Raw genomic sequence first — 21,229 nt, forward strand, 5'->3', positions numbered from 1 at the left:
AAACTGTTTGTCAATTCAAATCCGAATTATTAACCACTACCCGCCAGGAAAGAATTTGTACCACAGTGCTTATCCAGTTGTTGTCCTGATCAAGAAAAAATGTCATATTGTATTCATCAGCCCGGTCCAGATATTCCTGATCATCCATTTGCCTGTGATGTTCACCTTTCACCAACAAGACATAATCAATAATCGGAATTGAAGCTACAAGCTTACCATCTGCAACAGTACGTATTGTCAACACAGAACGTTTATATTTTGTCCAATCCCTCATGAACAACCTGTTTACGGTCAGTTCCGCCACAGCTACTTTGACAGAGGTTATGGCACGCTTTGGGGTGGTTTCCACGCCCGCTTCACCAGAATAGACAGCCCATGGACGATATACGACAGGAACATCCCTCAACATCGAGTTATCATAAGCCAGCCAGCCGTTGTTGTCTTCTATGCTGAATTCAAAATCGTCGGCATCTATATCTTCACCGGACAGATGTTGTAACACGACACGGAACACGTTTGTATTTTTGGTAAGCGACATTTCGAAAGTATATTCTCCTCCATCGTCATTCACCGGCAGTTCCACATCCATCATACCATGAAACAGTGGCTGTAAATCTTTATCGGAACAGGCAGGAGATTCTCCACCACTTGAAGTTCCGACCGATGTTCCGGAAATACAATTCAGGCAGCAATGTAAGCCTTCGGGGCCGCATGCGGGTGACACATCAGGCAAACAAAAAGACTCCTCATTACCCAGTCCGCACCATGCTACCAGCCGATACTTACCGGGTGCGAGATCCAATGCCATGACATAATTTTCAGACGCAAGAACCTCTCCCTGTTCAGATGCCTGCCACACCAACTCTCCCTCCATATTGAACGCATAAAGCCTTACCGATTTCACCTCATGTGCGAAGGCATCAGCAAACTTCAAGTTCATGTCATAGCGGAACTTCAGACGGTAACTCACCAGGCAATCCCCCTCGTGCTCATAAATCAAGCTGTCGCAGGACGTAATCAGAAACAGTATCAATAGTACTATCCCAAACCGTCTGATATAAAACAATGTGTTCATCGTATATTATGTATATGTTATGTCAACCTACAATCTGCTGGTCACTATTACAATAAAATCAAGTGAAGAGACTGCGACATAAGAAGCCGCAGTCTCAAGGTTATACCTTATTATACCAATTACGAGGTGTTTTTAGAATAAAATCATTACCACACTAAATCAACATCATTATTCACAATTCGCCATGACAGGATGTTTATTTTTGCAGCAATATATGTTTCATCTTCACCCGGTTTTTGCGGAACAATCACTTCATCCGGATTATAGACTGGAGTACCCAGACCTACTACAGACTGAACGTTGACATCATAAATATGATTGCGCACTACGCCATACAACCCTTTCGTTGCTTCTGTTCCCAAGTGTCTGAGATCTGTGTAATAGTAAGTCATTCCGGTTTTCCATACTTTAGCGCCAGGTATACTTTTCAGAATAGTGTTCACAGCATCTACTGTCAATTTCGCATCTTCTGAGGTACTTGAATAAAAATCTAAAGCTTTAGCTTCCTCTGTCAATTGTAAATAACTTAAATACCTTGCACTGTTTTCACTTTTATCATCAGCCTCTCCTGCATTTGTACCGGTAACCAATAATACATGTTCAGGCTTAATCGAAACAAATTTTTCATTTCCACCACCATCTGTTTCTTTTATGTAAATCTGATTTGTCATTGTATTCAACATGGCTACCTTCACACTCTCTTCTGTATAATCCCTTCCTGCCCATTTTGCCAAATCGATAGGAGATGCTTGACTTCCATCAACAGTAACCAATACTGCAGCAATGATTGCCTGAGTACGATTACAAACCTGTGCATCAGGATTATAAGCGCTCTTGGTTCCATTATCAAAATTATCCGCTGCATTTTCCAGACAATATGCTACACCGTTTTCTCCAACTTCACAATCGATATCGTTATAACTGATATATCCCAGCTTTACATCTTCGGGATTCATTGCCCAAAAAGAACGGAAGAAGTCGGAATTATTCCATATCCAACCCAAATTCCATGCAGTTACAGAATTTACCTTTTTGAAAAGATATGACTTGTCTACAGTACCGGTAATATCCCAAGCTGTGAAAATGACATATATTTGTTTTTCATTAACATTAATATCATTACCCTTGTGGTCTTTCAATGCGACTGCCGTATAGGTTTTACCTTGATAGGTAACATTTTCTTTGACTGTTACCTTCTCAGTATTCCATTCAGCATTCAATTTCGTTTTTGCAACCACACGTTCTATATAAATATTTACAGGATTATTTTTGGCATCCTCCTCAGATTTACAGAGATTTACAGGATTAATCGTTGCCACAGTAATTTGTCCGTCTGTTCCTGCATAAGATGAACTTGTCATCAGGAAATGTGGAATCTTACTACCATTATTCTCTTCTTTTTCTACAGAGCTATAATCGCCTATTTTTTTACAGATTTCCGTAAGAGATAAAGCCCCTTCTCCAAGTTCTACCGTTTCATGATTGGCCACAGCAACCATGGAACTAACGTTGGCATTATTACCATCTTTCGTATTAATCACAACAATTGCCTGTAGTTTTTTCTCCACATTCGGCATATCATTCTGACCTTCCGATATAATTTCCGTACAATCCACATAATTTTTATCTCCGACAACATTTACAGAAACTGGTGCCCCTGTACCATCAAAGAAATAGAATCTTAAAGAATTGACCTTGTTCTCACCATCCAAACCAGCCTCGTAGTCACCATCTAATACACTTTCAGCTCTTGTCGTGGCCGGATTTGCAATTTCAACAGCTAAAAAACGACCGCCGTTTTTAACTTCCAAATCGTTCTCTTCCGACATTTCATTTTCGGAACAAGCACTAAGTGCCATTATTCCGAACAAACTCCATAATAAACTTGATAGCTTCATTTTTTTTAACTTATTTAATCATTCCGTATATCCTCTTTTTGTCAATTCCACAAGTGTGATTTCTGCCATTTGAAGTCCCATTTCGCGAGCTTTCTCCAAATGTAGTACCGCCATCTTATAATCTTTTTCACGTATGGCAAGCGAACCTCGTGCATAAACAGCTTCTGCCGAATTACCCGCCTTTGCCAAATACTTGCGCGCGGCATCCTGATTGCCCCGACGTATAGCGGCATTGGCTGCATTCAAGTTGGCTATTTCATCATGGGGAAACATACGTACCGCCGTTTCAAACACATCGGTAAATTCCACTGTACCAGGTTCGTACATTCTTGCCACGAGGTAGAATTCATTCAGGCTCAACTTCTGTGGCTGCTCCGCCATAATACATTTGATTTCCTCCACGTCGTTGTAATTACGTATATTGTAATCTATACGATAATCCGTGTGACGTAATGCCGGATAACAATGCTGTAACAAAAAACGGTATTCTTGGGGATAGCTTCGTTTTATTTTCTCCTCCTTGGCATCCGGTTCGATACTGCTGTCTATCATCTCCAAAATTTCCTTACGATGTTCAATATTAGACAGTTCCACATATCGACGCAGTCCTTCCCAGTCTTCCGGTTCATATTCCGTAACAATAATGTCATCGCCAAAATTATACAACTGTCGTACATACTTTTTGAGCGCCTCAGTACGCCCTATTGCCAAATCTTTGTTATGCGAATACGGGCTTTCGGGTGAGGCATATCCCTTGAGCCATACCGAAATAATAGACACATCTTTGTCGTTCCTCACAGAATCTATAGTAGCTTGTATTTTGCCAAGTTCTACCGTGTTTCGGCGATATTCAGGATAAATCACTGTCTGATCTACCGGAAAGTCTATAAAAGCCGATCCTGACAACGAACGGCTTTTCATGGTCTCAGCTTCAGGACGCACAAATACCAGTTCCGGAAAGAATGCTTCATTATGCCGTCCCAGTATGCCTTCATATTCTGCCAATATTTCATGGCAACATCCCCAGTCACTGCGATAAAACTTAAGAGTCGCCCCATTCATCCACTCCTTGTAAACAACAGGTTGATGATAGTCTAAATTGTCCGGTTTTCTTAAAGCCCGGCAAGCCGTTTCAGTTTCTCCTGAAATATTACTTATTCCATTTCTCACGTAATAATAATATCGCCTGCGTCCATAAATCCCTATCGATGGTAAGTCAAGTGAATCTATTCCATTAATAAGACGCGGCGTAAGTAATACAGCACGGTTAGCGTCCACGTCAAGTCCCGTTAAATCTATATTCATCTCCACAGTAAGGTACTTGCCGTTACGATCCATTTTGAAATGACTAACGGAAACATCGGGAATGATATTTTTTACACTCTGTGCCACACCTTCCATCATATCTCCAAACCCTAACAGGGCTGCCAATAGAAATATTGTCCTTCTCATGTCCATCCGCTTTAAAACAAGTAAACTAAGTTAATGGCTACCTTTGTAGGCCCCACATAATGATGCGGTTTGCTTGCTTCAATTTTTTTTCCGCACCCGGAACATCTGAACCTGTCGTAACGAGTATAAGAATATCCGAAACCGATTTCCGCTTCCAAGTTCCAATGACGATTCAGTATCCATGCGTAACCGTATGCTACCCCCACACCTAAAAACCAACCCTGATAGCGGGCGTTTTTCAGTTTCCGCGCATTCGTTCCCAAAAAGTTAGCTTGTCCATTGAAGCCTCCTATGTTATACTGCCCCCCATGCAAATGTGCCCCAAGAAAATGTCCGGAAAAACGGTCGCAGAACCAATAACGAGTCTCAGGTTGTACGGCCCAGTGTTTCCATCGCCGATTATGCGAAAGCGTCCAACCATTGAATTCGCTCGTAAAATCAAGTGTCCATTTGGGGGCAAGACCAATCTCTATCCCAAGATTGACATTCATGAAAGTATCGGAAAGCAAATTCGTTTTTATCGCCGCCTTTTGTGCCTGAAGTTCTTGTGAAATACCTGCCACAGCAATTGCCAACAATAAGATTATACGTTTCATTACCTTTATTATTTTAACACTCAAAATCACCCTCTCTTTGCAAGAGAGAGTGATAACAGACAGGCTATCTGAAAACGAGAACTATACTTAACTACGTTTACCTCTTTTACTCAACAATCCCCTTATCGTACTCAACAAAATTATTCATTCGCAAAACTTTTTTTATACATATATTGAGTCATTTGCAGATTTTTTCGTATTTTTGCGTCGTTAATCACTTCTCTTGCAAAGAGATAATAATCTCTTGCAAAGAGACACACAATTCGCTCAACAATTCTTTTCTTACAAAGATTTCAATATCAGACTATTCGCCTTGTCTATCGCCATGTTATCCAACGAAGCTAAATAGATGCGTGTTGTAGCTTCTGAATCATGCCCCATTCCTTCACTAATAACCGACAGTGGAACATTCTTGCTCTTGGCGATACTGGCCCATGCGTGTCGTGCGACATACATTGTCAAGGGTATAGACAGTCCTAACTCCCGACCGATAATTTTCAGGTTACGGTTTATATTATGACCGGCATAAATGTACTGCGTCCGTTCCTCTATGGAAGAGTGCTTGATAATTGGTAACAGGTAAAGCGAATTTTTCGTATCGTATTTATCCGCAATCTCCTGCATTGGTTTTTCCCACTTTATAAACAGCTGTTGTCCTGTCTTACGACGACGATAGGAAAGAATACCATTGGTAAGGTCTTTCTTCCTTAAATACGCCATATCCACGAGTGACATCCCACGAGTATAGAACGAAAAGAGAAACATATCCCTCGCAAAATCCAATGATGAACGATACGACAAGTCCATTTCTTTAATTTGCTTGATAACCTTTATCGGAACGGCCCGTTTTACGGTCTTGCCTATTCCTGTATAAACATGCTTGAACGGAAATCGCTGTGGTGTAAGTTCCTTTTCCACTGCACGATTATAAACAGCTCGCAAATTTCGCATATAGAACGATGAGCTGTTGAGACTAACACCACTTGCTTTCAGGAAGGCTTCATATGCTATCATTATATCAGAATCCACCTTATCCAATGCCACATCTTTCTCCTCTCTAAAACGACAGAAACTGTTAAGCGTAGCGGTATAGGTCTCAGAAATTCGTATCTTTCCCAACTTTCTCAGATTGACAATTACCTCCTCCATAAATCCGAAAAGAGTATTCTGTGGATTTAGAGATACAAAATCTGATACTACATTATTGGAATCATAGTCTACACCCTGCTGCTCTAATGATGTGATAATTCGTTGGAATTTGCGTATATCACTCTGTATATTGTCTCTTATCTTAGACAAATAAGCTCTTCTCTCTTCATCGAAACGGGACAATATAATCTCCGATAAACTACTGTTCCATTCACTTTCATAAATTCGGTACTCCGTTTTTACCTGACGAGCGACACGGTTATGAATCACTTGATAATATATGGTTCCTTGGCAGCCCTCTACGGTAGAGGTACGGAACTTAATCTTCACACTTGCCATAGGCTCACTCCTCAGATTCGTCTGTTTGAATGGTTTTACCTTCGATGGACTTCGTCATGCTATCCAGCCCCTTTATAGCCTTCTCTTTCAGTTGTGCTTGTTCGGCAAAGGTTAATTGTCCTATGACAGTATATGTACAGCCCTCCTTTTTGCATATCTGCTTAATTCGAACAATATCACGGTTTATTTCAAAAAGAGTTATCTGACCGAGAAGTATCTCATCTTTCATCTCTGTATAGCAATACTTCAAATTGCTGTTACTATGAGTTTGATCCGACTGCATTGTTTTATTAGTACTGTTATCTACTTCGTATCTTCCGTCGATCACTTGAAAATCAGATAATCTGTTTACCTCATTCTTTATTCTTTCCAAACATCTGCAAATGTTTTCCATAAAATCTTCAGGTTTCATATTATATTATTTTTAGATATAACATTTTAATAATCACTTATTATAGGTAAAAGTATAATCCTAACCTTTTTTGCATTTCTTTTTCTTCCATTTGCTTAATAACACATCATGGAAAATCGATAGCATATTGCCCCCCATTCCACAAGTGTCGCTGCCTTTATCAACTATTTTATCCTTCCCCCTTTGTACCCAAACAAAAATACCCCTGCTAAGTATTATGCTTGACAGGGGATTTTGATGTAAATTCGGTTTTCGTCGTGGCCGACGATATAAAACTCAAAATACAATGACAAAATTAAAAAATGTTCTCCATAACTATGCAATGGGTATGGGAATAAAAGGTATACGGAAGTAGGCACGCATCTTAGGCAACCCTCACATCATCGGGTTGATTTAAAAAGCACCCATACAGAAAAAAACGCCTCAGTACATGGGTTCATAGAAGATATGAAGAACAGATGTACATTGACCTCGCAAAAGACCGATTTGAAGTGACAGATGCCGTTACCAATGAAATAAAAAAAATTAAAGTGTTTATTACAATTCTACTATACACCCATTATACTTACTGTGAACCAGTATGATCCCAAAGTTAAAAATATCTTATCGAAACTTACGAGAACAAATTACATTGCTATGTTCGATCTGAGTTGATAGTCTTTTCTCTTTTAGCTATACGATGAGTTACTCTTTCATATTTATGGTTCTATACTCACAATTACTTTTCGATAGTCCCCATCACTTTTTTTCCTGAAACCGTTACCAAGAAGTGTTTTTACAGAGATAATATTCTCTTCACAGGGATCTGCCACCACCTCTTTAGCTCCGATTCTAATAAGTTTTGCTTCCAGCAACTGAATGATAATCTTACCGATACCTTTGTTCAAATACCCCTCTTCGCCAATCAGGTAACCTATTTCATAAGTATGATTTTTCGCTGTAACATCGCCATACAATGACTTAAAGTCATGACCCTCTTCCTCTAAATCTTTGATATAAAAACAATCGCCATAGAGACAATATCCAATTTTCCGGTCATTGTGATAAACGATGAAATGCGTTAAGAAACTGTATTTCCCGTTTCTTTCGCTTATCTCATGCAACCAATCCTCTTTGTCACCAAACCATTTTTTGATATATTCTTTGTCAAGCCAACTTTCAAACAATGGTATATCTTTGTCTGTCAGCTGCTTTAATGTAATTTCCTCCTTATTTATTCCCATAGTGTAAAATATGTATTATTGCAGGTTAATAAAATATGCAATGAAACTACTCAAAATCCTTCGCAAAGAAACTCTCAAAGCCACTCAGAAGAAATTACTGAAAAGAAGATACATTCCAAAATCACAATACTATCTTATACAAAATGTGTCTGTACAGAGGATGTTCGGGCTCCACTAACGGATGATTGAACTCTTTTATGCGTGCCATACCTATTTTTTGCATCACATGCTCTGAACGTTTATTTAGCAATGAAGTAAAAGAGACTATCTCTTTTAGCTTTAATTCATCTTTTGCATAATTCAAACAAGCAATAGCAGCTTCCGTAGCATACCCTTTGCCCCAAAACTCGGGTAACAGTCTCCATAAGATTTCAACAGCCGGAGCAAAGTCTACTTCAAATGTAACATTGTGCAATCCGACAAAACCAATAAAAATGCCAGTCTCTTTCTCCTCAACAGCATATGCACCAAATCCACATTCGGCAAACTCCTCTTGTATTTGATTGTACAAAGCAATCGTCTCTTGATAAGACAATTTATTCAAAAAATATTCCATAACCCTATCATCGCTGTTCAATCTGGCAAGGTGTGGAATATCCTCCTCTTGCCAGGAGCGGAGAATGAGGTGCTGGGTTTTAATATATCGTTTCATCTGTTTTTGCTTTTTGTATAATTCCAATTACTTTTCCTTATTTCCGGCATACACAGCCCATCAGGTGATCGTTAATAAACCCCGAAGCCTGCAAGTGAGCGTAACAAATCGTAGATCCGAAAAATTTGAATCCACGCTTTTTCATATCCTTACTCATCGCATCGGACTGGGGAGAAGATACAGGAATTTCGCTCAATGAACTAAAGGTGTTGATAATCGGTTTTCTGTCGGGAAAGAATGAGAGCGTATAGTTGTAAAAACTACCAAACTCTTTTTGTATAACGAGAAATTGTCTTGCATTAGTGATGGTTGATTTTATTTTCAGGCGGTTTTTCACAATACCATCAAACTGGACCAATCGTTGTACATCTTCATCGGTCATCTGTGCCACCCTCTCAACATCAAAATCACAAAAGGCTTTGCGATACCCCTCTCGTTTTCTAAGAATGGTGATCCAACTCAGTCCTGCCTGGGCACTCTCCAACACAAGAAACTCGAACAGTATCTTATCGTCAGTCACCAATCTTCCCCATTCTTCATCATGGTATTTTACATACAATTCATCGGTCCCACACCAACCGCAGCGTCCATTTGTTATATCTTCCATAAGCATATATTCTTTATTTTACCCCCGTTTGAGTTTTAGAAAAGAAGTTTTCAATGTTAATAATACGATTATTCAATTTCAGGCGCTTCCCAAACACCTGTTTTATTCATTCGATAACTTTTCTCTATCTTCTTCGGAGTATCTGCCTCTAAAACATAGAGTATTTCACGGGCAAATTCCAAAGCAGAAAAGCCGTTAGCTGTTACAATGTTGCCGTCTCTCACTGCTGGTTTATCGATATAGTGGCATTCGCCCTTATAGCCCGCTCCACCATATTCTTTCAGATAATCCAATCCATTGCTGGTATGATTCACCTCGTTTAGAAATCCGTGCATTCCAAGAAAAACCGAAGCGTTGCAGATACCTGCAACCAGTTTTTTGTTCTTAATGGCATCTTCTACTAACGGGACAATAAGTTCGGCCTTTGGAGTAAACCAACTCATACCTCCTATTAATACTACTCCGGCATAATCGGCAGGAATATCATTGATGCTGTAATCGGGTAATACCTTGAATCCACCACACGAGACAACAAAGCCTTCCGCTACCGATACCGTTTTAACTACATATTTATTTTCACTTCCGGGTTCAACTCCCCAATTCAGGCTCGGAGCAATATAGGCTCCTTCCCAATCAGCAAAGTTATCGAGCAGTACAAATAAAATTTCTTGTTTCATCCTTATATTTTTTGTTTAAAGTAAATCATATCTTTTAGTAATACACCCTCTTCAACCATTTCGTACTTCGTTAAAGCCTATTCGCTTTAATAAGTCACACCCTCCGCCTCGTTGTAATAATCCTTTTTAAATAGTCGATATTTAACAAATTCACTGTTTCAAAAACTCCTTTATAAAACACAGCAAAATTATTGAAAACGCAAGGTAATCCCTTGGCCTTCTGCAACGTATCTACTTGAATTAAAGATATAGGAAGGTCATTCATCTCACAATACCGTGCTATCATCTCAATGTTTTGATAGACGTAAGGGCATTGCATATCATAATAAATCGTCAGTTCTTCATTTTCTATTTTCAGCTTTTTAGCATTTTGCGCAAATGTCGGTACATTTCCGTCAAAAGAAAGAGCAAGCAATTCATATCCGTTATCGGTAGTATCAACAACCTCAAAGCCAAATTTCTTTGCAAATGATTGATCGGAAAGCCAGTTCTTCTGTTTTTTTGCCCCAAGCATACAAATACCGGATTTACCCTTTTCTATGGCATCAGCCAAGCAATACTCCATCAGTGATTTCCCATATCCGTTTCCTTTGTGGCTGCCCAAAACCCATAAGCAATATATGTAATAATAGTTGTCGCCGACTATGGGAACCCAAGCTGTTTCAAGAGGTGCATATTCAATAAAAACCGTAGCTTTTACGTTTAACTTCCTAAAGACATGACCTTCATTTAGCCGATCAGAAAGCCATTGCCGTTTTGCATCAATACCAGGATGGACTTTCTTACTGCGAATAATGCAGCACAAATGCTCATTGACAAGGTTTTCTGTTGTTAAGTTTACAAAATCAGTATCCATGTGTACCCTTGCTTTAAATTAGATATTATCAATATAACTGGCCACAATCATACCGATTTATTACCATTACAGGTAGATTGTAAAGTACAAATATAGTAAATTTATGCAGATCAGCTCTATTTGTGTAAACTATTTTTCCACAACACCTCATCCTGTATTTCTTTCTGCTCCTTATCACCCGAAAGGTCTGAATCTAACCTTTCCAATTAGCCTGGTTTTATTTCATGTAATCAATATATTACAAAAGGACATCCGCCACAGAAGAAAAATATAAAATATTTTATATAAAGCCATCCCTACTTTGCTGAAATTATACTACTTTTGCATGATATAAATCAATATATGAAAATCATTGTCCCCCAATTTAAATATATTATTGGCTTTACTCTCTTATTAGGAACTTTCTTATGCGGATATAATTTCAAACAGTGGTATGTTACAAATCACCGGGTGCAAAAACATATATATCTTATATATTCTTTTTCAAAGAATAGTATTGGCTACGGAAATTTTGAAGAGCTCATAACACAGGAACTCAGAAGAAAAGGTATAGAACCTCTATTCAATCAATTTTATCTCGACTGTAATCAATTCAATCCAGAAGTTTGTCTTGATAACATGAATAAATATCTCAATGTTATTAAAAGTAAACCAGTGGATCTTATTCTGGCTATAGGAGATCAGGCTACCAGTTCTTTATTATCGACCCGCCACCACCTCTTGTCTTCTACCCCGGTAATAGCCTGCAATGTACATTTTCCCGATGAGAGACTTATAAAAGAATACAGTACTAAAGAAATTTATATCCTCAGAGACAGTCCGGATTTCAAAAGCAACATAGATTTCATACAATCACTGCAACCTAAAGCAGAAATAGAAATTGTATACAATATCGATCTGACTACACTCGGACGTAAATCTTATGATTTATTGACTAAGGTTGTGGATAGGAGAAATGTACAAATTTTAGGCCACAAGTCAGCATATTCTATGGAATATGAATACAAGGAAATGAGCGAAATGATGGAGTATTACAATCTTATGGCGGCTGTAGCAAACCAACGTATCAAAGTAAAAAAAGATAAGTTAACCGTAAGCCTCTGCCCTTTCCGTTATATAAAAGGAGCTTCTTTACTTGTGATGATGGAAAAATCGAAAAGTGAACAGAAGAAAAAAGCATTTTTACTAGATAAATTTGATTCAATGTCGCTCCCAATAGTAAATGCTGTTAATATACCTTCTTTCAGTTGTATTTGCGAGGGGTTCGACGAAGGAACCAAGATTGTGGGTGGTTATATGGCTACAAAAGAAATTTCAGCTAAAATTGCCGCTAACCTATCTATACGATTAATGAATAAAGAAAAGACAGGCGTACCCCAAATAAGTGATTTACCTAAAGAATATATACTCGATTGGGGCAATATTTCTGTATATGGCAGCCAGGTCACCCAACAGATCCCAAAGAATGTACGCCTTGTCAACTATCCGTTTTATGACCACTACCGTGTTGAGTTATATCTCCTTGCAGTGCTATTCATCTTCGCATTCATTTTTATATCACTCAGTTTGCTGAGAATGCGAAAACGCTCGCAGATAGAGCGCAAAAATCTGCAAATACTTGAAGAAGCCCATAAACGCTTAACACTTTCTACAGACGGAGGCCAGATATCATTGTGGAACATGCAAGGAAATACAATCGAGTTCGATACCAATTATACACGTTTAATGGGTTTAAAACAACGTTCATTTACCAAAGATGATTTCTTGCAATACACACACGCCGATGATAAACAATTGCTGAGCTCATTTTATGAAACTCTGTATCAATCTCCAGGTATGGAAATACAGCGTGCACGTTTTGACTTCGGAAAAACCGAAAGCAACTACCAATGGTATGAACTACGATGCCGCAGCCTGAAAAATGCAAAGGGTGAAATGATGTTGGCAGGTATCATGCAAAACATCCAAAAATTAGTAGAACATGAACAACAACTGATTTTAGCCAAACAAATGGCTGAAAAAGCAGAATTAAAACAGTCGTTCCTAAATAATATAAGTCACGAGATTCGTACTCCGCTCAATGCCATTGTAGGCTTTACTAACATACTGGCGAGTGAATATGCCGACGAAATAGACCAGGAGGAAAAAGAAAGTATGCTCGAAATAATCAATCTTAATAATGAACTACTTTTGAAACTCATTAACGATATGCTGGAAATATCCAATTTAGACTCCGGTAACATGGACTTTGACATAAAGAACTATAATATAACGGATATTGTCAGAGAAATATATAATAACTATCAACCATTAATCCAACCTTCCCTAAAGTTCCATCTTGAATTAGATGACTCACTCTTTTTGCCAGTCAACATAGATCGTATTCGTTTTACACAAGTTATTTCCAATTTCTTAAGTAATGCTAATAAGTTTACCCAAAATGGCTCTATTACATTAGGATGCAAAATAGACAAAGAACATAATGCAGTTTGCGTGTATGTAAAAGATACAGGCAGAGGAATAGATGAAAAAGAACTCATGATGATTTTTGACCGTTTCTATAAAGCCGATGAATTTGAACAAGGTAGTGGCCTGGGGCTATCTATCTGTAAGGTTATTATCGAAAAACTTTCGGGGCGCATAGAAGTACAGTCGGAAGTAGGTATAGGCAGTTGTTTCGCTACAATTTTACCTTTAGCCACCCTCTCTTAAAAATGCACTTATTTGGAAAAATTAAAGATTCCTCGATAGGGATATTTTTATATATCCCGGTCTTTTTATATGAGAAGGTTAACATTCCCTTGAATAAATAAGGTAATCTATAACTTCTTATAAACATTTATATATTAATTAATAATACATCAAATGAAAAAATTACTCTTAGTTTTATGTGCCACAATCGGATTATTGACCGGATGTGGTGATGATGAAAACGAACCTGTTATCCCCCAAGAGTCAGAAGTGACCTTATTCGATAAAAGCACCCAGCCTATTGCCTACATAAACTATGTAGACAAAGATTCTACAATTTATATGTGGGATGGTACTCCAGTAGCTTATTTTGATGGAAAAGAAGACATTTATCATTTCAATGGCCGCTTTTTGGGATGGTATATAAATGGTGTACTATATGACACAGATGGTTATGCTGTTGCAGCCCAAAAAGAGATTGTAAGAGGAGAAATCATAATGAGTAACACTCACTTGGAATCAGTTAAAGGAGTTAAGCACATAAAACCTGTTCCCCATATTCATTCATTAAAACCGATAACTCCGTCTTTTAAAGATAAATGGAGTACCCGTTCACTATCCCAGCTACTTCTTCAGGAAGACAATACCTCTACAGATTCTCCAATAAAAGAGAAACAATATTAGTGTCGGAACAGAGACTTCAAACCGTCAAATATTCCCGGAAGAGCAACAGTACCATGCATCTCTTCCGGAAACTTTTTATAAACAACCCGTAGATGCCGGTTTTCCATATCGGGAACAATCTTTATTTTCAAACTATCTGCCAGCGAGAACTGATTTAATTTCACTCCGGGACGTTGCTGAGTGGCAAAAGCAACATATAACTGTTTACCGGAAAAATCCTGTCCTGACGCTTTTTGCCTCCACTGCCTTAGGAAAACTCACCGATCCCACCATAAGCTGGGATCTATTGCCATAAACGTATCAAATGATCCGGGGTGCTGAAGAAGCATCTCTAAAGTGAACAGACCTGCATATGAGTGTCCTACCAGAATTTTACTACCGCCACCAGACACTTTTTTTTCCACTTCAGGACGTAACTCCTCCGTCAGAAAACGATAGAATTGCTCAGCCCCTCCTCCCTGCGGTTTATCTCCGGAATGAATAGTTCCGTCCCGTCGTGCAGCCGAACAAGTGGGAGTAAAATCCCTGGTACGGTCCGTATTTAGTACCGCGACAACAATACATGGAGGCAAAGAAGAAACTTTGGAAGAAGAGAAAAAACGGGTAAATCCTACTACTGAATGAAAAAAAACATCCCCATCCAGTAAATAAAGAACAGGAAGGTTTCTAATCGAGTCCCCAGCCTGTCTTTCGGGTTCATAAACCCAATAAGCCCTCTCCTCATTTAATATCTGCGAAAACAGGGTATGCCGGGTTCCTATATGGATAGAATCCTGTGCTTGCACTGAAAAAGGAGTTAACCCTCCTATCACAACAAGCAATATTATTATATAAACATATTTCATTTATCGGATTTTTGGTGCAAAGTTCATGGAAAATATTGAGTTTATCAATCCCCACTTCTGGGTATTTATTTCCAAAAGAGTAACTACACAGAAATCATCCCAAAGACTTACATGCCAAATCGTGACGTATCTACTGATTTACTTTCTTTCTTTGTATATCCACCAAAGCGATAAGAGAAATGTACTGTAAATGCCCGTGAATAAAAAGCATTATCCATATCTAAATGTTGTCCTTTAAAACGGATTTTAATGTTAGGCATTCCGGTTTCAAAAATATCACTGCAACGAGCAGATACAGTCGCCTTGTCTTTGGCAAAGCTCCATTTCAAACCAGCCGTCAGATTAAAAACACTATTTACATCAAACGTCCCCTGTATGGCAGGTGTCTGCACATTCCCATTCAGTTCTAAAGACAAACCCTTATAAACTTTAAATGTATTATCAAGTGATCCGCTGAACAGCCATTTCTTCCGATTGAAAGGTATATCAAAAAAATTGTCACAGCGTTGATGCATTTGCATTCCTGTCAAAGTCAGCCGGGAATCCAGCCAACTCCCGCCTTTAAAAGGTAATATGACATTTGCACCCCACAAGCGCATATAGTTCCAGTTCGTATTTTTATAAATCAAAGCAAGCCTGTCTGTTGACTGATAGGCCGCTTGTACGAAATAATCTGCCGTGTGCATAAAGAACATACCGAAAATATACTTTTGCTTCAGGATATAATTACCATTCAGATTGTATGTTGTCATAGGCCTTATTCCCGGAGTTCCCCACAATTCGGTATATCCGTCTATATAACTGACGGATGATTGCATATCCCAATAGCTCGGATAAGTTTTATCCGTTGACAGCGAAAACTGGAGAATATGCTTAGGTGTCTTCATATAAGTGAATGTTGCTTGCGGATAAACAGCCCATTTATGATAATTGCCAATGGTATAATATTCTCCCGTAGCTGAAGCAGAAAACGAAGTCCCTGTTTCATACTCCTTGCTCACCGACACATAAAAATTAGTAGTCTGCTCTTTTAACTTTGAATCCGTATTTTGTGTCTGAATACCACCACCGACTTCATTATAAATCTGATAGTCATGGTCATTGGCAAATCTGTAAGAAGCTCCATAACCAAAGTTCCAGCCTCTGGTTAGTTGATGGCTCTGGTCTGCATAAATAGAATAACGGTCTATTTTCTGCCCGGCTGACAAATTAAAATGACTCTGACTATTATCTTCATAATTGACGTTCAGGTTTTGTTCATTATCTGAAGTATAACGGGTATAATCTCCTCCTATTTCCAATCCGAATCCTGAATGATATTGCAGTGATATGTTATGCATACGGGTATCTATGTACTTATCAGTATTACTGGTCTGGTAGTTTCCGACGGTCCGGCTGTTATTGTGTTGATCGGGGCTAAAATTCCCTGTATAAGACACATTCAGATTGTTTTTATCATTAAAATTATATTCAAACGCTGTCCTCAAATTATGATTCCAATATTTGGTACTTATCCGGTTATTCTGATTAATCTCGTATATTTTGTTTTTCAATGTATGTCTGGAATAAATATTCATATATTCCATCTGTTTTACATCACTTGAACCATACATTACATCAAAAGCCATTTTGGGAGTAGACAACCGAAAATTACCGTTCATACTTCCACTATTGAAATAATGGTTCGTATAATCAGCATTTACTTCTCCCTGAAAAGAATAATCATTCGAACGTTTCAACACTACATTAATGACAGCCCCTCTTACATGATATTGGGGTGGCGCGCTATACATTACCTCTGCCTTTTCCACATGATCAACAGGAGTATTTCTCAATAAAGTTTCCAGCTGAGCAGCGTTCATCGTCATAGGTTTGCCATTCAAAATAACAGTAACACTTCCGGCTCCTGCCAAAGTCAATCCCTCTTTATCTTCTTGTACACCCGGTAACTTTGTTAAAGCCTCATAAGCATTATTCACCACCTTACCATCAGCCAATTGTGCAAGATTATACCCCAAACGCCCCTCCTCCACTTTCACAAAAGGGCGCTCCGCCTTTATGACTACTTCATCCAAAGCATAATCTTCGGGTTCTAATGTGACAATCCCGATGTCATTCTTCACGTCTGACAGCAATCTGGTTTTATATAACAGATGTTGGATGATCAAACGATATTGTTCCGGTTGATGATTCAGCAGAAACACTCCATCCATATTCGATATCGAAGCGCCTATATAAATGGAATCCATCGTTTGTAACACAATAGTTGCTCCATCTATTGGTTGTTGATTACTATCTACAATCTTTCCTGTTATTGTCTGGGCTTTTAGTGCTACAGCAGCAATAAATATAAATGAAATTGAGACAAATAGTTTTCGTGTCATCGTTTGTTCTTTTAGGAAGCAAAAAGTGCTACACTATATTTGTCGGTAAAGGTATCGAATTTAGTCCTGTTCTTAGAAACTAATTATGAAAGATTATGGAACATACAACAAAACTAATGAATCGGATAGATGGGCATAACCTTAAAATCAGACTATACCCTTATTTTTATACTATCATTTACCCAATCCTACCAAATACTCTACTATTTTGGGGGCATAATGTGAAATCCGCAATCACCGGCTACAATCAACAGAGTATCTTTCATCTGATATTGTACACAAAGTTTTAAAACCAACTGATTAAAGTCGCCATGTACATCACCCGAAATGACAATATCTTTTGCTTCGAAAAAGGAAAGTGTGAAACACTCACTATCGCTTTTATTCATGCTTTAAGTTCTCCCAATAGGGTTTTAATGCAATTTGTAAGTAGCGAACCATATCTGAAAATGACAATTCACTTTTACTCGTTATCTTGCGGATGAATGCTTTCCATCTGGTTTGCATTTCTATATTGTCAGGGAACTCTGCTCGGAAGAACATTGTGTCGCTCATATATTCCGTATGCCGATTCTCAAAGGTTCGTTTAATTGCCTTTTTAAGTACTTCAGCATCATATTGACTGGCTGATAAAATCTGATAAAGGTCGTAGTAGTCCTTCATACGGCTACTTTGGTCTACCAAATCAACTACAGCATGCATTTTCTCTGCAATGACTGTTTCGATGGAATATGCCAAGATGTTAGTAGTTGGGAGATGCTTGAGTAAAATAGGGTAATCAAGAGGTATAGCCCCGGGAGTTACCACATCGCCAAATCCAATATCCATTGTCATTACCTGTGCAATGGTATCCATAGTAACAGAAATACTCAATCTGACACCATGATAATCTTTGAACTCTGTGATATTCTGTGCTGAGATGCGAGTAAGATCAAAGCATACACCGTCTTCATCGCAAGGTACAGCGCATATTTCTTTGAATACATTGACTATTTTTTCGCGATCATTACTAATGTCAGCTCCTAAGAAATCTATATCCAAGGTAGGTCGAGCTGAAAAACGTTCATAAGCATACATAAGTGCTCCACCTTTCAGGTAGAAGTTATTCTTGTAGTGTGTCTGTGACATACGATAAAGTAGCCGTTCCTGGAAATAGCGAGTCAATATCGTTTGGAAAAAGATATTTTCCTGTTTGGCTATATTAAGCAAACGAGCTCTTATAGATTTTCCGTAGTTCTTTATTTCTTCACTCATAGCTTTATTTCGAGATATTTTTCAAGAGTCTTTGTAACACGTAGTTTGCTTGCATAGTCCATCAGGAGAGTTAGGTTACGATTAGAAAGTGCTAAATAGCTGTTAACTACTTCGGAACATACATCCATACCAATCTTATTTCTATATTTAATAGCGTCACAAACAGAGCGTTCCACATTATATACTTTAACATGATAACCACTTACAATTCGGTCCTCAACACCAAGCTCCAATAGTGGCTCAGTAATGGAGTGTAGTTCTATCGGAGGATATTCGGGTAGCTGTATCTTTCTTCCTCTTTTGATGGCCACATGATAGGCCTGAGGCAAAGAAGTGGTAAGTCCATGGATATTCCATGCAGAAAACAAGCATAGAATACCAGCCGGCACCACAACATCAAGGTCTATCATGGTATCGGCCAACTGTTCCATTGTAGCGTACACACCTCGCCGGATGCAGACCATATTTCCTTCACGGGCACTCTTGAGGAGCTTATAGTATGCACTACGGCTCTTTTCCTTTACTTCTGAAGAAGAGATGAATCGATTTTTACTTTCTTCTGAATTCATTTCTGCAATTCTTTTATCACTGTACAAAAGTACTACAAATAATCAAATATGCAGTATGTTTGTACAAAAGTTATGTACTTTCTTTATTCTATTTGCCTTATTTTTCATATCTTTGCCCCTGCAAAACCATTTGTACCCAAGAGCGGTAAATGGCAGTAAATCAATCTTCTGAAATTAACTCCTACCAATTGTACAAACAGGGTTAAAAAAGTGCGGTACAACACGTATATCTAAAACACTGAAAATAAACACATTGCATTTGTGCCTACTTTCAATGTAATTGTAAAAATGAGGTTTGTACCATTTAAAAGAGCAAAACGCTAATAGTCAATAGTGTAAACATGCTGCCTTCACATAGTATCCCTATCATTCGCCTGTGGAGCTTTCAATCGTAAAATTCTCTGATTTAAAATTGCTATAGTATCTTCCGGAAACAGCAGTAAACTTTAAGACACAATAATCAGGATCCGTTACACCTTCTTTATAATACATCGTATCCCCTTCCCGCCATATCATTTCTTTACTTACATGATCTGTCAGGACTTCCACTCTTCCTTTTAGCATTATTCCCTTAAAGAAACGTGTATCACAGAAATAAAGACAAGAACGAGACTCCTTTAAAAACTGAGAGACGCGCAGGGATGAAGTATTTGTTGTTAAATAAATCACACTGATTCCCTCCCGTTTACGAGGTTGTAACATTGCTTTTATATTAGGAAAACCTTCTGTATCAACAGAACCGATAAAAGCGATTTTCTGTTTGTCTATCATATTTCCTACTGTTTTTTCTACATCTTTCATGATTTTACTGTTTTATGGTTTAATAAGTACCACAAAGATAAAGGGATAGAAAAGAAGTAATGTAATAGAAACAAAGGGGAAAATAGTACTTTTTACGGTTTATGCTCTTTACGATAAGCCAAGGGAGTGTAACCTGTACACTGACGAAAAGCACGAATAAAATAAGAGACGGACGAAAAGTTGAATTCAAATGCAAGTTCAGAGATAGAAGTATTTGTATAAACGAGCAATCCCCGGACTTCATCTATTACTCTATCCTATATATATTGCTTGGCACTAATGCTCATAACAGTGTTCATCAACTCATTCAGATAGTTGGGAGTAACACAAAGTTTATCTGCATAGAATTGAACAGAATGGTGCTCTCTCAAATGAATATCAACTAATTTTATAAATCCACTGATATGAATATTACGGCTTTCCTTATTCATTGTTCCTACAGGTATCTCATTTTGATAGGTTCTGTCCAGCAACATGAGTGCTTCATAAAGCAGTGCTCTCAATACATGTATATCATTTTGTTTATACCCGTCTATTTCTGCTTTAATATTCTGCAAAAGCCGGAGCATGCATTTATAAAGTTCATCAGACAGGTGTAGCTTGGAGCATGATTTATCCCATCCAAAAAATGAAAGATGCTGCACAAACAAAGAATCTTTAAAGACGGAAGATAAAAACCGATCTTCAAAAATCAGCGCATAGCCGTTTGTTATATGATTCGTATCCCAACTCCGTATTTCCCCCGGTTGAGAAAAAAACACGTCGCAAGAAGTCGCTTCATAATTCTTATTATCGATAGAAAAAGTCCCCTCCCCCTCAGTAATGAAAGTGATATCATAATATGTCAATGTATGAATAGGGTTTTCGGATAAAAACCTTTTTATGTATTTTAATTCTACGACGTCAATTAATAATTCACTTCCATACTTAGTCTTGTAAAAAGTATATTGAGGAATTGGGTTCTTCATATTCTATATTTAACTTCTGAATAAATATTCAGCAAAGATATTGAATCTCACGAAACTTTTATCACTCCATATACTTTCTTTATACTCATCTATTAAG

17 protein-coding genes and 3 pseudogenes are annotated in these 21,229 nt (G+C 38.1%); 2 read left to right on the forward strand and 18 right to left on the reverse strand.

All coding sequences use genetic code 11. From position 1 onward, the window contains the following. Positions 1 to 10: 10 nt before the first annotated feature. From HCG69_RS06495 to HCG69_RS06545, 11 genes are all read right to left on the reverse strand, one after another. Positions 11 to 1,075 (reverse strand): FimB/Mfa2 family fimbrial subunit, encoded by a 1,065-nt coding sequence (locus HCG69_RS06495; RefSeq protein ID WP_221649375.1) that lies wholly within the window; start codon positions 1,073 to 1,075, stop codon positions 11 to 13. 146 nt (positions 1,076 to 1,221) lie between these two features. Next, complete coding sequence (locus tag HCG69_RS06500; protein WP_221649376.1) at positions 1,222 to 2,973, reverse strand: Mfa1 family fimbria major subunit; 1,752 nt, start codon at positions 2,971 to 2,973, stop codon at positions 1,222 to 1,224. 18 nt (positions 2,974 to 2,991) lie between these two features. After that, positions 2,992 to 4,425, reverse strand: coding sequence for a DUF3868 domain-containing protein (locus HCG69_RS06505; RefSeq protein WP_221649377.1), 1,434 nt, complete (start codon positions 4,423 to 4,425; stop codon positions 2,992 to 2,994). A gap of 11 nt (positions 4,426 to 4,436) precedes the next feature. Continuing rightward, complete coding sequence (locus HCG69_RS06510; RefSeq protein WP_221649378.1) at positions 4,437 to 5,021, reverse strand: DUF3575 domain-containing protein; 585 nt, start codon at positions 5,019 to 5,021, stop codon at positions 4,437 to 4,439. Between the two features lie 282 nt (positions 5,022 to 5,303). After that, a complete protein-coding gene (locus tag HCG69_RS06515; protein ID WP_221649379.1) occupies positions 5,304 to 6,509 on the reverse strand; it encodes a site-specific integrase in 1,206 nt (401 codons plus the stop codon). A 4-nt stretch (positions 6,510 to 6,513) separates the two neighbouring features. Next, entirely contained in the window at positions 6,514 to 6,921 is a 408-nt protein-coding gene (locus tag HCG69_RS06520; protein WP_221649380.1) for a hypothetical protein, read from the reverse strand. Between the two features lie 698 nt (positions 6,922 to 7,619). Next, positions 7,620 to 8,144 (reverse strand): GNAT family N-acetyltransferase, encoded by a 525-nt coding sequence (locus tag HCG69_RS06525; protein WP_221649381.1) that lies wholly within the window; start codon positions 8,142 to 8,144, stop codon positions 7,620 to 7,622. Between the two features lie 121 nt (positions 8,145 to 8,265). After that, positions 8,266 to 8,796, reverse strand: a complete 531-nt coding sequence (locus HCG69_RS06530; RefSeq protein ID WP_221649382.1) for a GNAT family N-acetyltransferase — start codon at positions 8,794 to 8,796, stop codon at positions 8,266 to 8,268. A 37-nt stretch (positions 8,797 to 8,833) separates the two neighbouring features. Further along, complete coding sequence (locus HCG69_RS06535) at positions 8,834 to 9,403, reverse strand: DNA-3-methyladenine glycosylase I (RefSeq protein ID WP_221649383.1); 570 nt, start codon at positions 9,401 to 9,403, stop codon at positions 8,834 to 8,836. Positions 9,404 to 9,471: 68 nt separating this feature from the next. Further along, positions 9,472 to 10,080 carry a type 1 glutamine amidotransferase family protein gene (locus HCG69_RS06540; protein ID WP_221649384.1) on the reverse strand — a complete coding sequence of 203 codons (609 nt, stop codon included), beginning with the start codon at positions 10,078 to 10,080 and terminating at the stop codon, positions 9,472 to 9,474. Positions 10,081 to 10,174: 94 nt separating this feature from the next. Next, the gene (locus tag HCG69_RS06545; RefSeq protein WP_221649385.1) at positions 10,175 to 10,936 is read right to left on the reverse strand and encodes a GNAT family N-acetyltransferase; all 762 of its coding nucleotides are present in this window, start codon (positions 10,934 to 10,936) and stop codon (positions 10,175 to 10,177) included. A gap of 342 nt (positions 10,937 to 11,278) precedes the next feature. Here HCG69_RS06545 and HCG69_RS06550 point away from each other — a divergent pair, with 342 nt between their 5' ends. Continuing rightward, positions 11,279 to 13,648, forward strand: a complete 2,370-nt coding sequence (locus HCG69_RS06550; RefSeq protein ID WP_221649386.1) for a HAMP domain-containing sensor histidine kinase — start codon at positions 11,279 to 11,281, stop codon at positions 13,646 to 13,648. 153 nt (positions 13,649 to 13,801) lie between these two features. Then, entirely contained in the window at positions 13,802 to 14,311 is a 510-nt protein-coding gene (locus HCG69_RS06555; RefSeq protein ID WP_221649387.1) for a 4-fold beta flower protein, read from the forward strand. On the opposite strand, the pseudogene HCG69_RS06560 reads toward HCG69_RS06555, so the two are convergent. The 7 genes and pseudogenes from HCG69_RS06560 to HCG69_RS06590 form a co-directional block, all read right to left on the reverse strand. Next, positions 14,308 to 15,156: pseudogene (locus tag HCG69_RS06560) on the reverse strand (alpha/beta hydrolase). The gene HCG69_RS06555 and the pseudogene HCG69_RS06560 overlap by 4 nt on opposite strands. A 107-nt stretch (positions 15,157 to 15,263) precedes the next feature. Beyond that, positions 15,264 to 17,540 (reverse strand): outer membrane beta-barrel family protein, encoded by a 2,277-nt coding sequence (locus HCG69_RS06565; protein WP_221649388.1) that lies wholly within the window; start codon positions 17,538 to 17,540, stop codon positions 15,264 to 15,266. Between the two features lie 224 nt (positions 17,541 to 17,764). Continuing rightward, positions 17,765 to 17,929: pseudogene (locus HCG69_RS06570) on the reverse strand (serine/threonine protein phosphatase); the annotation flags it as partial. Then, positions 17,922 to 18,794, reverse strand: a complete 873-nt coding sequence (locus tag HCG69_RS06575; protein ID WP_221649389.1) for a nucleotidyl transferase AbiEii/AbiGii toxin family protein — start codon at positions 18,792 to 18,794, stop codon at positions 17,922 to 17,924. The pseudogene HCG69_RS06570 and the gene HCG69_RS06575, both read right to left, overlap by 8 nt. Then, a complete protein-coding gene (locus HCG69_RS06580; protein ID WP_221649390.1) occupies positions 18,791 to 19,363 on the reverse strand; it encodes a hypothetical protein in 573 nt (190 codons plus the stop codon). The genes HCG69_RS06575 and HCG69_RS06580 overlap by 4 nt, the downstream gene beginning before the upstream one ends. 366 nt (positions 19,364 to 19,729) lie before the next feature. Further along, positions 19,730 to 20,164, reverse strand: coding sequence for a pyridoxamine 5'-phosphate oxidase family protein (locus HCG69_RS06585; RefSeq protein WP_221649391.1), 435 nt, complete (start codon positions 20,162 to 20,164; stop codon positions 19,730 to 19,732). A 92-nt stretch (positions 20,165 to 20,256) separates the two neighbouring features. Then, positions 20,257 to 21,132, reverse strand: a pseudogene (locus HCG69_RS06590) (AraC family transcriptional regulator). Positions 21,133 to 21,229 lie beyond the last annotated feature (97 nt).

The sequence above is a fragment of the Bacteroides sp. K03 genome (assembly GCF_019734355.1).
Lineage (GTDB): Bacteria > Bacteroidota > Bacteroidia > Bacteroidales > Bacteroidaceae > Bacteroides > Bacteroides nordii.

Excerpts from the sequence above, each read along its gene's own strand:
- HCG69_RS06495 (WP_221649375.1), bottom strand. The coding sequence starts at position 1,075 with ATGAACACATTGTTTTATATCAGACGGTTTGGGATAGTACTATTGATA.
- HCG69_RS06500 (WP_221649376.1), bottom strand. The coding sequence starts at position 2,973 with ATGAAGCTATCAAGTTTATTATGGAGTTTGTTCGGAATAATGGCACTT.
- HCG69_RS06505 (WP_221649377.1), bottom strand. The coding sequence starts at position 4,425 with ATGAGAAGGACAATATTTCTATTGGCAGCCCTGTTAGGGTTTGGAGAT.
- HCG69_RS06510 (WP_221649378.1), bottom strand. The coding sequence starts at position 5,021 with ATGAAACGTATAATCTTATTGTTGGCAATTGCTGTGGCAGGTATTTCA.
- HCG69_RS06515 (WP_221649379.1), bottom strand. The coding sequence starts at position 6,509 with ATGGCAAGTGTGAAGATTAAGTTCCGTACCTCTACCGTAGAGGGCTGC.
- HCG69_RS06520 (WP_221649380.1), bottom strand. The coding sequence starts at position 6,921 with ATGAAACCTGAAGATTTTATGGAAAACATTTGCAGATGTTTGGAAAGA.
- HCG69_RS06525 (WP_221649381.1), bottom strand. The coding sequence starts at position 8,144 with ATGGGAATAAATAAGGAGGAAATTACATTAAAGCAGCTGACAGACAAA.
- HCG69_RS06530 (WP_221649382.1), bottom strand. The coding sequence starts at position 8,796 with ATGAAACGATATATTAAAACCCAGCACCTCATTCTCCGCTCCTGGCAA.
- HCG69_RS06535 (WP_221649383.1), bottom strand. The coding sequence starts at position 9,403 with ATGGAAGATATAACAAATGGACGCTGCGGTTGGTGTGGGACCGATGAA.
- HCG69_RS06540 (WP_221649384.1), bottom strand. The coding sequence starts at position 10,080 with ATGAAACAAGAAATTTTATTTGTACTGCTCGATAACTTTGCTGATTGG.
- HCG69_RS06545 (WP_221649385.1), bottom strand. The coding sequence starts at position 10,936 with ATGGATACTGATTTTGTAAACTTAACAACAGAAAACCTTGTCAATGAG.
- HCG69_RS06550 (WP_221649386.1), top strand. The coding sequence starts at position 11,279 with ATGAAAATCATTGTCCCCCAATTTAAATATATTATTGGCTTTACTCTC.
- HCG69_RS06555 (WP_221649387.1), top strand. The coding sequence starts at position 13,802 with ATGAAAAAATTACTCTTAGTTTTATGTGCCACAATCGGATTATTGACC.
- HCG69_RS06565 (WP_221649388.1), bottom strand. The coding sequence starts at position 17,540 with ATGACACGAAAACTATTTGTCTCAATTTCATTTATATTTATTGCTGCT.
- HCG69_RS06575 (WP_221649389.1), bottom strand. The coding sequence starts at position 18,794 with ATGAGTGAAGAAATAAAGAACTACGGAAAATCTATAAGAGCTCGTTTG.
- HCG69_RS06580 (WP_221649390.1), bottom strand. The coding sequence starts at position 19,363 with ATGAATTCAGAAGAAAGTAAAAATCGATTCATCTCTTCTTCAGAAGTA.
- HCG69_RS06585 (WP_221649391.1), bottom strand. The coding sequence starts at position 20,164 with ATGAAAGATGTAGAAAAAACAGTAGGAAATATGATAGACAAACAGAAA.